The organism is Streptomyces sp. NPDC087263, from assembly GCF_044744645.1.
GTDB lineage: Bacteria > Actinomycetota > Actinomycetes > Streptomycetales > Streptomycetaceae > Streptomyces.
In genome coordinates this window covers 147,307-159,876 of sequence record NZ_JBIUYT010000001.1, presented here as the reverse complement: position 1 = coordinate 159,876, position 12,570 = coordinate 147,307, and the positions used below count along the sequence as shown (strand labels likewise).

At 70.6% G+C, this 12,570-nt stretch carries 14 protein-coding genes; 12 read left to right on the top strand and 2 right to left on the bottom strand.

Features of this window, described 5'->3' with window-relative positions; genetic code table 11:
• Positions 1-90 precede the first annotated feature (90 nt).
• Complete coding sequence (locus ACIPC1_RS00745) at positions 91-1,671, bottom strand: oxidoreductase (RefSeq protein WP_402512116.1); 1,581 nt, start codon at positions 1,669-1,671, stop codon at positions 91-93.
• A 180-nt stretch (positions 1,672-1,851) separates the two neighbouring features.
• On the opposite strand from ACIPC1_RS00745, the gene hisD reads away from it, so the two are divergent.
• The 10 genes from hisD to ACIPC1_RS00695 all read left to right on the top strand — a co-directional run bounded on the left by hisD (position 1,852) and on the right by ACIPC1_RS00695 (position 9,582).
• Complete coding sequence (hisD, locus tag ACIPC1_RS00740) at positions 1,852-3,174, top strand: histidinol dehydrogenase (protein WP_402512115.1); 1,323 nt, start codon at positions 1,852-1,854, stop codon at positions 3,172-3,174.
• A complete protein-coding gene (locus ACIPC1_RS00735) occupies positions 3,171-4,277 on the top strand; it encodes a histidinol-phosphate transaminase (protein ID WP_402512113.1) in 1,107 nt (368 codons plus the stop codon). Before hisD ends, ACIPC1_RS00735 begins: the two co-directional genes overlap by 4 nt.
• The gene (gene hisB, locus ACIPC1_RS00730; RefSeq protein WP_402512111.1) at positions 4,274-4,867 is read left to right on the top strand and encodes an imidazoleglycerol-phosphate dehydratase HisB; all 594 of its coding nucleotides are present in this window, start codon (positions 4,274-4,276) and stop codon (positions 4,865-4,867) included. The genes ACIPC1_RS00735 and hisB overlap by 4 nt, the downstream gene beginning before the upstream one ends.
• Before the next feature lie 4 nt (positions 4,868-4,871).
• A complete protein-coding gene (locus ACIPC1_RS00725) occupies positions 4,872-5,036 on the top strand; it encodes a hypothetical protein (protein WP_365427638.1) in 165 nt (54 codons plus the stop codon).
• A complete protein-coding gene (gene hisH, locus ACIPC1_RS00720) occupies positions 5,033-5,686 on the top strand; it encodes an imidazole glycerol phosphate synthase subunit HisH (protein WP_384390640.1) in 654 nt (217 codons plus the stop codon). Before ACIPC1_RS00725 ends, hisH begins: the two co-directional genes overlap by 4 nt.
• A 3-nt stretch (positions 5,687-5,689) precedes the next feature.
• Positions 5,690-6,418, top strand: a complete 729-nt coding sequence (gene priA, locus ACIPC1_RS00715) for a bifunctional 1-(5-phosphoribosyl)-5-((5-phosphoribosylamino)methylideneamino)imidazole-4-carboxamide isomerase/phosphoribosylanthranilate isomerase PriA (protein WP_402512109.1) — start codon at positions 5,690-5,692, stop codon at positions 6,416-6,418.
• Complete coding sequence (locus ACIPC1_RS00710; RefSeq protein WP_402512107.1) at positions 6,415-6,813, top strand: RidA family protein; 399 nt, start codon at positions 6,415-6,417, stop codon at positions 6,811-6,813. The genes priA and ACIPC1_RS00710 overlap by 4 nt, the downstream gene beginning before the upstream one ends.
• Complete coding sequence (gene hisF, locus ACIPC1_RS00705) at positions 6,810-7,565, top strand: imidazole glycerol phosphate synthase subunit HisF (protein WP_402512105.1); 756 nt, start codon at positions 6,810-6,812, stop codon at positions 7,563-7,565. Before ACIPC1_RS00710 ends, hisF begins: the two co-directional genes overlap by 4 nt.
• A 128-nt stretch (positions 7,566-7,693) precedes the next feature.
• On the top strand, positions 7,694-8,281 hold the full coding sequence (locus ACIPC1_RS00700) for an ArsR/SmtB family transcription factor (protein ID WP_402512104.1): 588 nt from the start codon (positions 7,694-7,696) through the stop codon (positions 8,279-8,281).
• Positions 8,282-8,340: 59 nt separating this feature from the next.
• The gene (locus tag ACIPC1_RS00695; RefSeq protein ID WP_402512102.1) at positions 8,341-9,582 is read left to right on the top strand and encodes an MFS transporter; all 1,242 of its coding nucleotides are present in this window, start codon (positions 8,341-8,343) and stop codon (positions 9,580-9,582) included.
• A gap of 23 nt (positions 9,583-9,605) precedes the next feature.
• Here ACIPC1_RS00695 and ACIPC1_RS00690 read toward each other — a convergent pair whose 3' ends face one another.
• Positions 9,606-10,241: a TIGR03085 family metal-binding protein gene (locus ACIPC1_RS00690; RefSeq protein WP_402512101.1), complete on the bottom strand. Its 636-nt coding sequence runs from the start codon at positions 10,239-10,241 to the stop codon at positions 9,606-9,608.
• A gap of 365 nt (positions 10,242-10,606) precedes the next feature.
• Here ACIPC1_RS00690 and hisI point away from each other — a divergent pair, with 365 nt between their 5' ends.
• Positions 10,607-11,041, top strand: a complete 435-nt coding sequence (gene hisI, locus ACIPC1_RS00685) for a phosphoribosyl-AMP cyclohydrolase (RefSeq protein ID WP_402512099.1) — start codon at positions 10,607-10,609, stop codon at positions 11,039-11,041.
• A gap of 11 nt (positions 11,042-11,052) precedes the next feature.
• Complete coding sequence (locus ACIPC1_RS00680) at positions 11,053-12,528, top strand: anthranilate synthase component I (RefSeq protein WP_402512097.1); 1,476 nt, start codon at positions 11,053-11,055, stop codon at positions 12,526-12,528.
• Positions 12,529-12,570 lie beyond the last annotated feature (42 nt).

Here is a 12,570-nt window from a genome sequence, read left to right as displayed (position 1 = left end):
CGTCCTGCACAGCCTCAGCGATCCCGTGCGATTTCAGTGATCCCGCAGGACCTCAGCCGCCCCGCGCGACCTCAGCCGCCCGCCCGAACCTCAGCCGCGCCGCAGCAGCCGTGTCGCCCCCGCCGCCACCGTCGTCGCCAGGATCCAGCCAAGGAGGATCACCACGGCGGCCAGCCACTGCCAACCGCCGCGCAGCTGCCAGAAACCCACCTGGCCCAGGTCGATCACCGGAAGCAGCAGGTCCAGGGCGAACAGCGACGGGTCCCACGGCGGATGTTCGCCGGTCTTGATCGGTGGGTGGTCGGCATGCCGGAAGGCGATGGACGTCGCCGCCCACAGCACCGCCATCCACAGGGCGGCCCGCCCCGGCCGGTACCCGTAGGCGACCGTCAAGTCCTGCGCGTACCCCCAGAGCTTGGCGGCGAGCGGCAGCGTCTCGCGGCGGCGGCGCTGCTTGGCGAGCAGCACCTCGCGGGCGTCCTCGTCCTCGCCGGAGTTGCGCAGCACGGTGGCGAGGCGCTCGTACGGCTCCGGGTTGTACTCGGCGGTCGCCGCGGCCACCCACTCCAGGCGCCGGGCCAGCGGGAACGCGCCCTGCGGCACCAGGTTCTCGTAGCCGAAGCCGCCCATGTGGAGGCCGCCGGGTCCCGGCCAGCTCGCCGCCCTGTCGACCAGGGTGACCACCTTCGCGCCCGACAGCACCACCTTGCCGCGCTCCGGCTTCTGCCCGAGGAAACGCAGCTCGGGCGTCTGCACCCGGCGCAGCGACAGCTCCTGGTCGTCGTCGAAGGTGAAGCGGGCCCGCTCCAGGTCGAGCGCGTCCCCGAACCGCCCGTCGTCCAGCCGGATCCCGCCCTGACACTCGAACCGCTGCACCACCGTGCCGCGCGCCGGGGTGGTCCCGCCGGTCTGGAGGGGATTGCCGACGGCCGCCGGAGTCATGTAGAGCGTGCGGTTGACGGTCAGCTGCGGGGCGTTCAGCGCGAGGCGGGTGTACGGGTTGATCAGCCTGCTGCCGCGCAGGCTGAGCGAGACACCGACGGTGGCGCCGCGCAGGCTCAGCTCACCGTGCGACTCCAGCATCTCGGCCTGCAGGTCCTGCCCCACGGTCATGCCGTCGCCGGTGATCGAACGCCCGCGCCGGTCCCGGTAGACCACGGCCTGGTTGAGCAGCAGATCCGTGCCGATGTGCGCGTCGGTGAGGCGTACGCCGTTGTGGAAGCGGCAGCGCGGCAGATGCAGGTCGCCCTCGGTGTGCACGCGGGCCGCCTCGAGTCGCGGCACCGAACAGTTCACCAGCCGTACGGTCTGGAACCGGGCCTCCGGCAGCAGGATCTCCTTCTCGAACCGGCACGACTTCAGCTCGACGTACGGCACCACGGTGCCGCCCGCGAGATCGACCACGTCGGTGATCTGCACGCCGGTCAGCTTCAGGGAGGCGACGCGGCCCTGGAGCGGGGGCGGCCCGTCGAGCAGCAGCCATGCCACGATCCTGGCCCGCACACTGCGCTCGGGACCCCAGGGGTGGCCGCCGTGCGGATCGTCGGCGAGCGAATCCCCGCTGCGCAGGTCGTACACACTGCCATTGCGGAAGGACTGCCACATTCCGGCCTCGGCGGCGGTCAGTTCGTCCGGCAGTTCCCCATTGCGGATGCCGGCACCCTCGCTCACGGTTTTCCCTTCCTCCCCAGCTCCAGGCGTCCGCCCCAGCTACTCGCGGGTTTCGGACAACCGTTCAATGCCCGCTGGGTGACGCCTCGAACGCTAGCGGTGAAGCTGATCTTGCAGGGCTTGTATCAGCCATTGATACGCGCGTCCGACGCCCGATCGCCGTCTGAGAGAATTGGACCCGTGATCTCCCGAATCGACCTGCGCGGCGACGCCCTCCCCGAGGGTGCCGCCCTGCGCGACCTGCTGCCCCGAGCCGACTTCGACGTCTCGGCCGCCCTGGAGAAGGTGCGGCCGATCTGCGAGGCCGTACATCATCGGGGAGACGCGGCACTGATCGACTTCGCGGAGAAGTTCGACGGCGTACGGCTCACGTCCGTCCGGGTCCCGGCCCAGGCGCTCAGTGACGCGCTGGAGCAGCTCGACCCGGCGGTGCGCGCGGCCCTGGAGGAGTCCATCCGGCGCGCCCGGCTCGTCCACCGCGAACAGCGCCGTACGACGCACACCACGCAGGTCGTGCCCGGTGGCTCGGTCACCGAGAAGTGGGTGCCGGTCGAGCGGGTGGGGCTGTACGCCCCCGGCGGGCGCTCGGTCTACCCGTCCTCCGTGATCATGAACGTGGTGCCCGCCCAGGAGGCCGGCGTCGAGTCGATCGCCCTCGCCTCCCCGCCGCAGAAGGAGTTCGACGGCCTTCCGCACCCGACGATCCTCGCCGCCTGCGCACTGCTCGGCGTCGACGAGGTGTACGCGGTCGGAGGAGCCCAGGCCGTCGCGATGTTCGCGTACGGCACGGAGTCCTGCCCGCCCGCCAACATGGTCACCGGCCCCGGCAACATCTGGGTCGTCGCCGCCAAGCGCTTCTTCACCGGCAGGATCGGCATCGACTCGGAGGCCGGACCCACCGAGATCGCGGTCCTCGCCGATGAGAGCGCCGACCCGGTGCACGTCGCCTCCGACCTGATCAGCCAGGCCGAGCACGACCCGCTGGCCGCCGCCGTCCTCGTCACGGACTCGGTGGCCCTCGCGGACGCGGTCGAGAAGGAACTGGAACCGCAGGTCGCGGCCACCAAGCACATCGAGGACCGGATCGTGCCGGCCCTGAACGGCAGGCAGTCCGCGATCGTCCTCGTCGACGGCATCGACGAGGGCCTCCGGGTCGTCGACGCGTACGGCGCCGAGCACCTGGAGATCCAGACGGCCGGCGCGGCGGCGGTCGCGGACCGGGTGAAGAACGCGGGCGCGATCTTCGTCGGCCCCTGGGCGCCGGTGTCGCTGGGCGACTACTGCGCGGGCTCCAACCACGTACTGCCGACCGGCGGTTGCGCCTGCCACTCCTCCGGGCTGAGTGTCCAGTCCTTCCTGCGCGGGATCCACATCGTCGACTACACGAAGGACGCGCTGGCCGACGTGGCCCACCACGTGGTGACGCTCGCGGAGGCGGAGGACCTGCCCGCGCACGGCGCGGCGATCAAGGCGCGGTTCGGATGGAAGGTGCCCAGCCAGTGACCGGCATCGACGATCTCCCCGTACGCGACGAGCTGCGCGGCAAGACCCCCTACGGCGCGCCCCAGCTCGACGTCCCCGTACGCCTCAACACCAACGAGAACCCCTACCCCCTGCCCGAACCCCTCGTCGAGCGGATCACCGAGCGGGTGCGCGAGGCCGCCCGGAATCTCAACCGCTACCCCGACCGGGACGCGGTCGAGCTGCGCACGGAGCTGGCCAAGTACCTGACGAAGACCGGCAAGTATCCGGTCGCCACCGAGAACGTCTGGGCGGCGAACGGCTCGAACGAGGTCATCCAGCAGCTGCTCCAGACCTTCGGCGGACCGGGCCGGACCGCGATCGGTTTCGAGCCCTCGTACTCGATGCACGCGCTCATCGCGCGCGGCACGGGAACGGGCTGGATCTCCGGACCGCGCAGCGAGGACTTCACGATCGACCTCGCCGCCGCCGAGCAGGCCGTCGCCGAGAACCGGCCGGACGTCGTCTTCATCACCACCCCCAACAACCCCACGGGCAACGCGGTGCCGCCCGAGACGGTCCTCGCGCTGTACGAGGCCGCGCAGGCCGCGAAGCCGTCGATGGTGGTGGTCGACGAGGCGTACATCGAGTTCAGCCATGGCGACTCACTGCTGCCGCTGCTCGAAGGTCGGCCGAATCTCGTCGTCTCGCGGACGATGTCGAAGGCGTTCGGCGCGGCCGGGCTGCGGCTCGGCTATCTCGCCGCGCACCCGGCGGTCGTCGACGCCGTCCAGCTCGTCCGGCTGCCCTACCACCTGTCGGCCGTCACCCAGGCGACCGCGCTGGCCGCCCTGGAGCACACCGACACGCTGCTGGGATACGTCGAGCAGCTGAAGGCCGAACGGGACCGGCTGGTCGCCGAACTGCGTGCGATCGGCTACGACGTGACCGATTCGGACGCCAACTTCGTGCAGTTCGGGCGGTTCGCCGACGCCCATGAGGTCTGGCGGAAGATCCTCGACCGGGGCGTCCTGGTCCGGGACAACGGCATCCCGGGATGGCTGCGGGTCACCGCCGGAACTCCCGCCGAAAACGACGCGTTCCTGGACGCGGTACGTGAACTGAAGAAGGAGCAGAGCGCATGAGCCGCGTCGGAAGAGTTGAGCGGGTGACCAAGGAGACCTCGGTCCTCGTCGAGATCGATCTCGACGGAACCGGAAAGGTCGATGTGTCGACAGGTGTCGGCTTCTACGACCACATGCTCGACCAGCTCGGCCGGCACGGTCTGTTCGACCTGACCGTGAAGACCGAGGGCGATCTGCACATCGACTCGCACCACACCATCGAGGACAGCGCCCTCGCGCTCGGCGGCGCCTTCAAGCAGGCGCTCGGCGACAAGGTGGGGATCTACCGCTTCGGCAACTGCACGGTCCCGCTGGACGAGTCGCTCGCCCAAGTGACCGTCGACCTCTCCGGCCGCCCCTACCTCGTGCACACCGAGCCCGAGAAGATGGCGCCGATGATCGGCGAGTACGACACGACGATGACCCGGCACATCCTCGAGTCCTTCGTCGCGCAGGCCCAGATCGCGCTGCACGTGCACGTGCCCTACGGCCGCAACGCGCACCACATCGTGGAGTGCCAGTTCAAGGCACTGGCCCGCGCCCTGCGGTACGCCTCCGAGCGCGACCCGCGCGCCGCCGGCATCCTCCCGTCCACGAAGGGTGCGCTGTAAAGCCATGACAGGCCTCAACACCATCCTCATCGTCGTCGGGCTCTTCCTCCTCGGCGGTGTCTACTCCTTCGTCAAGCAGAAGATGCCGATGAGCCTCATCGTGCTGCTCTCGATCGGCGCCGCGATGTGCCTCGTGGCGGGGGTCATGCGGTTGGCGGTGTGGAATTGACCGCGCCCAAGAAGACTTCCAAGAAGGTCGTCGTCTTCGACTACGGCTTCGGGAACGTGCGGTCCGCGGAGCGGGCCCTTGCCCGCGCCGGTGCCGAGGTCGAGATAACGCGTGACTACGACAAGGCCATGAACGCGGACGGGCTGCTGGTGCCGGGCGTCGGCGCGTTCGCCGCCTGCATGAAGGGTTTGCGTGAGGCGCGCGGCGACTGGATCGTCGGCCGGCGACTGGCCGGTGGCCGCCCGGTGATGGGCATCTGCGTCGGCATGCAGATCCTCTTCGCGCGCGGCATCGAGCACGGCGTGCAGACCGAGGGCCTCGACGAGTGGCCCGGCACGGTCGAGCCGCTCCAGGCCGAGATCGTGCCCCACATGGGCTGGAACACCGTCGAAACCCCGGCCGGCTCGCAGCTCTTCGCGGGGCTCGACGCCGACGCGCGCTTCTACTTCGTGCACTCGTACGCCGTCCACGACTGGTCTCTCGAAGTCGGGAACCCGCTGATACGGCCGCCCCTGGTGACCTGGTCCACGCACGGCAAGCCCTTCGTGGCGGCCGTCGAGAACGGCGCCCTGTGGGCCACCCAGTTCCACCCCGAGAAGTCCGGCGACGCCGGAGCCCAGCTGCTCACCAACTGGATCGGAACCCTGTAGACAATGGCCAAGCTCGAACTCCTCCCCGCCGTCGACGTCCGTGACGGCCAGGCGGTCCGCCTGGTGCACGGTGAGTCCGGTACGGAGACCTCGTACGGCTCTCCCCTGGAGGCGGCCCTCGCCTGGCAGCGGTCCGGCGCCGAGTGGCTGCACCTCGTCGACCTGGACGCCGCGTTCGGCACCGGCGACAACCGCAAGCTGATCGCCGAGGTCACCGGCGCCATGGACATCAAGGTGGAGCTGTCCGGCGGCATCCGCGACGACGACACCCTGGCCGCCGCGCTCGCCACCGGCTGCACCCGCGTCAACCTCGGCACCGCGGCCCTGGAGACCCCCGAGTGGGTCGCCAAGGTCATCGCCGAGCACGGCGACAAGATCGCGGTCGGTCTCGACGTACGCGGCACGACGCTGCGCGGGCGCGGCTGGACCCGCGACGGCGGCGACCTCTACACGACGCTGGAGCGCCTCAACTCCGAGGGCTGCGCACGGTATGTGGTGACGGACATCGCCAAGGACGGCACCCTGCAGGGCCCGAACCTGGAACTGCTGCGCAATGTGTGCGCGGCGACCGACCGCCCGGTCATCGCCTCGGGAGGCGTCTCCTCCCTGGACGACCTGCGTGCCATCGCCGAGCTCGTGCCCAGCGGCGTCGAGGGCTCGATCGTCGGGAAGGCCCTGTACGCGAAGGCGTTCACCCTGGAAGAGGCCCTGGAAGCGGTGGCTGCCCTGTGAGCGGCGTACGGCGTATCCAGACCGGCGCGCCCTGGGAGGAGGCCTTCGGGTACTCCCGCGCGGTGGAGCTGCCGAACGGCCTGGTGCTGGTCGCCGGCTGTACCTCCGTGGTCAACGGGGAGATCGCCGCGGGCGACCCGCACGAGCAGACGGTCAACTCCTTCAACGTGGCGTTCGCGGCGCTGGAGGAGCTTGGCCTCGGCCGTGACGACGTCGTCCGTACCCGCATGTACATCACCCACGCGCGTGACGTGGAGGACATCGGCCGCGCCCACAAGGAGCTGTTCGACTCCGTGCGCCCCGCCGCATCGATGATCATCGTCTCGGGTTTCGTGGACCCGAGCCTGGTCGTCGAGGTCGAGGTGGAGGCGTACCGGGGGGAGTCGGCGTCATGACCCTCGCCGTACGAGTCATCCCCTGCCTGGACGTCGACAACGGCCGGGTCGTCAAGGGCGTCAACTTCCAGAACCTGCGCGACGCGGGCGACCCCGTCGAGATGGCCAAGGTGTACGACGCCGAGGGCGCCGACGAGCTGACCTTCCTGGACATCACGGCATCCTCCGGCAACCGCGAGACGACGTACGACGTGGTGCGCCGCACGGCCGAGCAGGTCTTCATCCCGCTGACCGTGGGAGGCGGTGTCCGCACCGCCGAGGACGTGGACAAGCTGCTGCGGGCCGGGGCGGACAAGGTCGGGGTCAACACGGCGGCGATCACCCGGCCCGAACTCATCCGGGAGATCGCGGAGCGGTTCGGGCGGCAGGTCCTCGTGCTGTCGGTGGACGCCCGTCGCACGGAGAGCGGCTCCTTCGAGGTCACCACCCACGGCGGGCGCACGGGCACCGGCATCGACGCCGTCGAGTGGGCGCACCGGGCCGCCGAGCTGGGCGCGGGGGAGATCCTGCTCAACTCGATGGACGCGGACGGCACGAAGGACGGCTACGACATCGAGATGATCGAGGCCGTACGCAAGCACGTGACCGTTCCGCTGATCGCCAGCGGCGGCGCGGGGAGGCTCGCCGACTTCCCGCCGGCCATCGCCGCGGGTGCCGACGCGGTGCTCGCCGCGTCCGTCTTCCACTTCGGGGATCTGCGGATCGGTGAGGTGAAGGAGACGTTGCGGGGGGCGGGGTATCCCGTTCGCTGAGGTCAACCGCCTTTGAGCCCCGGTCACTTGGTGACCGGGGCTCAGGCGTGTGCGGTGCCCGGAGGATGCGAAGTGAAAGTTGCGCAATTTTAGTTGCGCAATTTTTCTTTCGTATCTAGAGTCGGGGCATGGCAAGCAAGGAGAACCGCCGGATCACGGACGTGGGCACGCTCAAGGCCCTGGGGCATCCGCTGCGGATGAAGCTGTACCGGGCGCTGATCGTGACCGGCGCCGCGACCGCGTCCCAGTTGGGCGAGCAGGTCGACGAGGCGCCCTCACTGGTCAGTTACCACCTGCGCAAGCTCGCCGAGCACGGGCTGATCGAGGAGGCCGAGCCGCGCAGCGGGGACGGCAGGGAGCGCTGGTGGGAGCCGGCCTCGGACGGCGTGAGCGTCCGCGGCGGGGACTTCCGTGGCGCGCCCGAGAAGGAGGCCGCGCACCTGGCCTTCACCCGGCTCTACCACGAGCAGCGCACCGACCTCTACCGGCGCTACCTCGACGAGCGCGCCACCTGGCCCACGGAGTGGAACGACGCCGCGGCCGACTCGGAAGCGACGCTCCGGCTGACGGCCGCCGAACTCGACGCGCTCAAGGACGAGTTGCTCACGGTCATCAGGAAGTACGACGACAAGGGCCGCGCCGAGGAAGCGGCCGGTGACACCGAAGGGCGCGAGAACGTCGCGCTGCACGTGTACGGCTTCCCGTTCCGCCCCTGAAGCCCTGAAGCCCTGAAGCCCTCAAGCCCTCAAGCCCTGAGAGGACGTACTCCGTGACCATGACCGCCGTACCCCAGGCTCCGGTAGCCACCGACAGGCCCGCCCACCGCGATGGCAACGTACTGCGCTGGCTCGGTGCCTACGCCTCGTCGATGATCGGCGACAACGTCTACTACATCGCGCTGTCCTGGGCGGCCGTCCAGGCCGGTACGCCCTCGCAGGCCGGCCTGGTGATGGCCGTGAGCGCCGTGCCGCGGGCGCTGCTGATGCTGGGCGGGGGAGTGGTCGCCGACCGCTTCGGGCCGCGGAAGGTCGTCATCGGCAGTGACGCCGTGCGCTGTGTGGCCGTCCTCGCGGTGGCCGCGCTGCTGTTCACGGCGAGCCCCGGGCTCTGGCCGCTGGCCCTGCTCGCCATCGTCTTCGGCGCCGTCGACGCGGTCTTCATGCCCGCGGTGGGCGCCCTCCCCGCCCGAGTCACCAGCCGCGGCCAGCTCGCCCGCGTCCAGGGCATGCGGGGTCTCGCGATCCGCCTCGCCAACGTGGTGGGCGCACCGATCGGCGGCCTCTGCGTGGCCCTCGGAGGCGCGGCGGCGGCCTTCGGCCTTGCGGGCATGCTGATCGCGGTGTCGGTGCCGCTACTGGTCTCCGTACGCATGAAGGACTTGCCCGCCGACGACGAGGTCGCCCAGCGCACCCCGTGGCGCGACCTCCGGGACGGCCTGGGGTACATCCGGCGCCACCCCGTCCTCGCCCCGCTCATCGTCGCCATCGCGCTCGGCGACCTGGGGTTCGTCGGACCGCTCAACGTGGGCCTGACCCTGCTGGCCGATCAGCGCGGCTGGGGCGCCTCCGGGATGGGCTGGGTGCTCGCCGGGTTCGGGGCCGGTGCGGGGGCCGCCGGCATGCTGCTGACCGTGCGGGGCCGGCTGCCGCACGCGGGGCGGGTGTCGGCGCTGGCGATCCTGGCGGGTGCGCTCGCGATCGGTTCGCTCGCGTACGTCCCCACGGTCGCCGCCGCCGTCGGTGTCGCCCTTCTCATCGGCCTGCTCGCGGGGCTCAGCGGCGCCCTGTGCGGCGCGCTGCTGCAGACCCAGGCCGACCCCGCCTACCTCGGCCGGGTCAGCTCCGTCTCCGGCATCGTCAGCCTCGGCCTCGCCCCGCTCAGCATGCCGCTGACCGCCGCCGCGATCGGCTGGTGGGGCACCGGGCCCGTCTTCGTCACCAGCGCGGTGGTCTGTGGGCTCGGCGGAGTGCTCGCCCTGAGCGTCGCGCCGCTGCGCCGCGCCGAGCTTCCGAAATAGCGGGCCGTCCCCCGGACCGGCGATCAGAGCCCGAGCTGCTTCGCCTCGTGCAGTTTCGCGATCGCGTCCTTGTCGCCCTCCAGCTCGACATCGGCCACCTGCTGGCGTCCGAACACGAACATCAGCAGCTCCGAGGGCTCGCCGGTCACCGTCACGACCGGCGTGCCCTTGTGTGCGACCGCCGTCTGGCCGTCCGGCCGGCGCAGCACCAGGCCGGTCGGCGCACCGCGGCCCGTCAGCCGGGCCGTGCGCTCCAGGCGGGACCACAGGGCGTCCTGGAAGACCGAGTCCAGCGCCCGCGGTGTCCAGTCGGGCTGCGCACGGCGTACGTCCTCGGTGTGGACGTAGAACTCGATGGTGTTCGCCGCCTCGTCGATCTGCTTCAGGGAGAACGGGGAGAAGCGCGGCGGGCCCGTACGAATCAGCTGGATCAGCTCCTCGTACGGCTTCTCGGCGAACTCCGTCATCACCCGTTCGAGACGGGGCGCGAGCTGCTTGATCCACCTTCCGCCCGCGGCATCCGCGCGGCGCTCGCGTATCACCACGTGGGCGGCGAGATCACGGGTGTTCCAGCCCTCGCACAAGGTGGGGGCGTCCGGACCCTCGGCTTCCAACAGGTCAGCGAGGAGAAGTCGTTCACGCTTTGCATGGGTCGACATGCCGGCAAGCCTACGACCGTCCCACCGGTCCGCCCAGTGGACGGCGGCCAGTAGGGGCCGCTGGACCGGCACTGTGGACGAACGGCGAGCCGTGCCCCCGGTCGGGCCTGTGGACGAATGTCGGGTGGTGTCCCGGTCGGGCCTGTGGACGAATGTCGGGTGGTGTCCCGGTCGGGCCTGTGGACGAATGTCGGGTGGTGTCCCGGTCGGGCCTGTGGACGAACGTCGGGTGGTGTCCCGGTCCGGCCCGTGGACAAACGCCGGGCCGTGCCCCGGTCCCGCCTGTGGACAGACCTCGGGCCCGGTCCGGTCCGGCCTGTGGACAACTGCCTGGTGCGTCCCACCGGCGCGGCACAATGGTCCGTATGACCAGCACGACTCCGCCCAGCAGGCCCGGTAGGCCCAGCAGCCTGGACCCCGAGATCGCCGCGCGCCTCAAGCGCGGCGCCGACGGGCTCGTCCCCGCCATCGCCCAGCAGTACGACACCGGTGAGGTGCTGATGCTCGGCTGGATGGACGACGAGGCGCTGCATCGCACGCTCACCACGGGCCGCTGCACGTACTGGTCGCGCAGCCGCCAGGAGTACTGGGTCAAGGGCGACACGTCCGGTCACTTCCAGCACGTGAAGTCCGTCGCCCTGGACTGCGACGCCGACACGGTTCTCGTGCGGGTCGACCAGGTCGGCGCGGCCTGCCACACGGGCGCCCGCACCTGCTTCGACGTCGACGTACTGCACGACGTACCGGCCGATGTACTGCTCAAGAACGCCGATTCCGGCGTACCGGCACGGGATCAGTAAGGTCAGCCGCCATGGACCTTGAGACCTTCCGCAAGCTGGCCACAGACCGCCGTGTGATCCCCGTCAGCCGCAAGCTCCTCGCGGACGGTGACACACCGGTCGCGCTCTACCGCAAGCTGGCCGCCGAGCGCCCCGGCACCTTCCTCCTGGAGTCCGCGGAGAACGGCCGATCGTGGTCCCGTTACTCCTTCGTGGGCGTCCGCAGCCAAGCCACCCTCACCGAGCGGGACGGGCAGGCCCACTGGCTCGGCACCCCGCCCGTCGGCGTCCCCGTCGAGGGCGATCCGCTCGCCGCGCTGCGTGCCACCATCGAGGCCCTGCACACGCCGCACGGCGAGGACCTGCCCCCGTTCACCGGCGGCATGGTCGGCTATCTGGGGTACGACATCGTGCGCCGCCTGGAGAAGATCGGCCCCGGCGAGCACGACGACCTGAAGCTCCCCGAGCTGACCATGCTGCTCACCAGCGACCTCGCCGTCATGGACCACTGGGACGGCTCGGTCCAGCTGATCGCCAACGCGATCAACCACAACGACCTCGACACGGGGGTCGACGAGGCGTACGCGGACGCCGTCGCGCGCCTCGACGCCATGGAGGCGGACCTCTCCCGCGCCGTCTCGCAGCCGCCCGCCGCCCTCCCGCCCTCCGAACTCCCCGAGTACACCGCGCTCTGGGGCGGCCCCGACTACCAGGACGCCGTCGAGGACATCAAGGAGCGCATCCGGGCCGGCGAGGCCTTCCAGGTCGTACCCTCCCAGCGCTTCGAAACGCCGTGCACGGCAAGCGCGTTGGACGTGTACCGAGTCCTGCGCGCGACCAATCCCTCCCCGTACATGTACCTCTTCCGCTTCGACGGCTTCGATGTCGTCGGTTCGTCCCCCGAGGCCCTCGTCAAGGTCGAGGACGGGCACGCGATGGTGCACCCCATCGCGGGCACCCGGCCGCGCGGTGCCACCGTCCAGGAGGACCAGGCCCTCGCCGACGAGCTGATCGCCGACCCCAAGGAGCGCGCCGAGCACCTGATGCTCGTCGACCTGGGGCGCAACGACCTCGGACGGGTCTGTGAACCGGGCTCCGTCGAGGTCGTCGACTTCATGTCCATCGAGCGGTACTCACACGTGATGCACATCGTCTCGACGGTGACCGGGCGGGTCGCGGCCGGACGTACCGCCTTCGACGTCCTGACCGCCTGCTTCCCCGCCGGCACCCTCTCGGGTGCGCCCAAGCCGCGCGCGATGCAGATCATCGACGAACTGGAGCCCTCCAGAAGGGGGTTGTACGGCGGCTGCGTCGGCTATCTCGACTTCGCGGGCGACTCCGACACCGCCATCGCCATCCGTACCGCGCTGCTGCGCAACGGCACGGCGTACGTCCAGGCCGGTGCCGGAGTCGTCGCCGACTCGGACCCGGTGGCGGAGGACAACGAGTGCCGCAACAAGGCCGCGGCGGTGCTCCGCGCGGTGCACACGGCGAACCGGCTGGGGTAATAGGACAAGTCTCACGTGAGCCCCGGGTGACCGTTCGGCCGG

Coding starts and splice junctions, on each gene's coding strand:
- hisB (WP_402512111.1), top strand. CDS start 4,274: ATGAGCCGCGTCGGAAGAGTTGAGCGGGTGACCAAGGAGACCTCGGTC.
- ACIPC1_RS00725 (WP_365427638.1), top strand. CDS start 4,872: ATGACAGGCCTCAACACCATCCTCATCGTCGTCGGGCTCTTCCTCCTC.
- priA (WP_402512109.1), top strand. CDS start 5,690: ATGGCCAAGCTCGAACTCCTCCCCGCCGTCGACGTCCGTGACGGCCAG.
- hisF (WP_402512105.1), top strand. CDS start 6,810: ATGACCCTCGCCGTACGAGTCATCCCCTGCCTGGACGTCGACAACGGC.
- ACIPC1_RS00700 (WP_402512104.1), top strand. CDS start 7,694: ATGGCAAGCAAGGAGAACCGCCGGATCACGGACGTGGGCACGCTCAAG.
- ACIPC1_RS00695 (WP_402512102.1), top strand. CDS start 8,341: ATGACCGCCGTACCCCAGGCTCCGGTAGCCACCGACAGGCCCGCCCAC.
- ACIPC1_RS00690 (WP_402512101.1), bottom strand. CDS start 10,241: ATGTCGACCCATGCAAAGCGTGAACGACTTCTCCTCGCTGACCTGTTG.
- hisI (WP_402512099.1), top strand. CDS start 10,607: ATGACCAGCACGACTCCGCCCAGCAGGCCCGGTAGGCCCAGCAGCCTG.
- ACIPC1_RS00680 (WP_402512097.1), top strand. CDS start 11,053: ATGGACCTTGAGACCTTCCGCAAGCTGGCCACAGACCGCCGTGTGATC.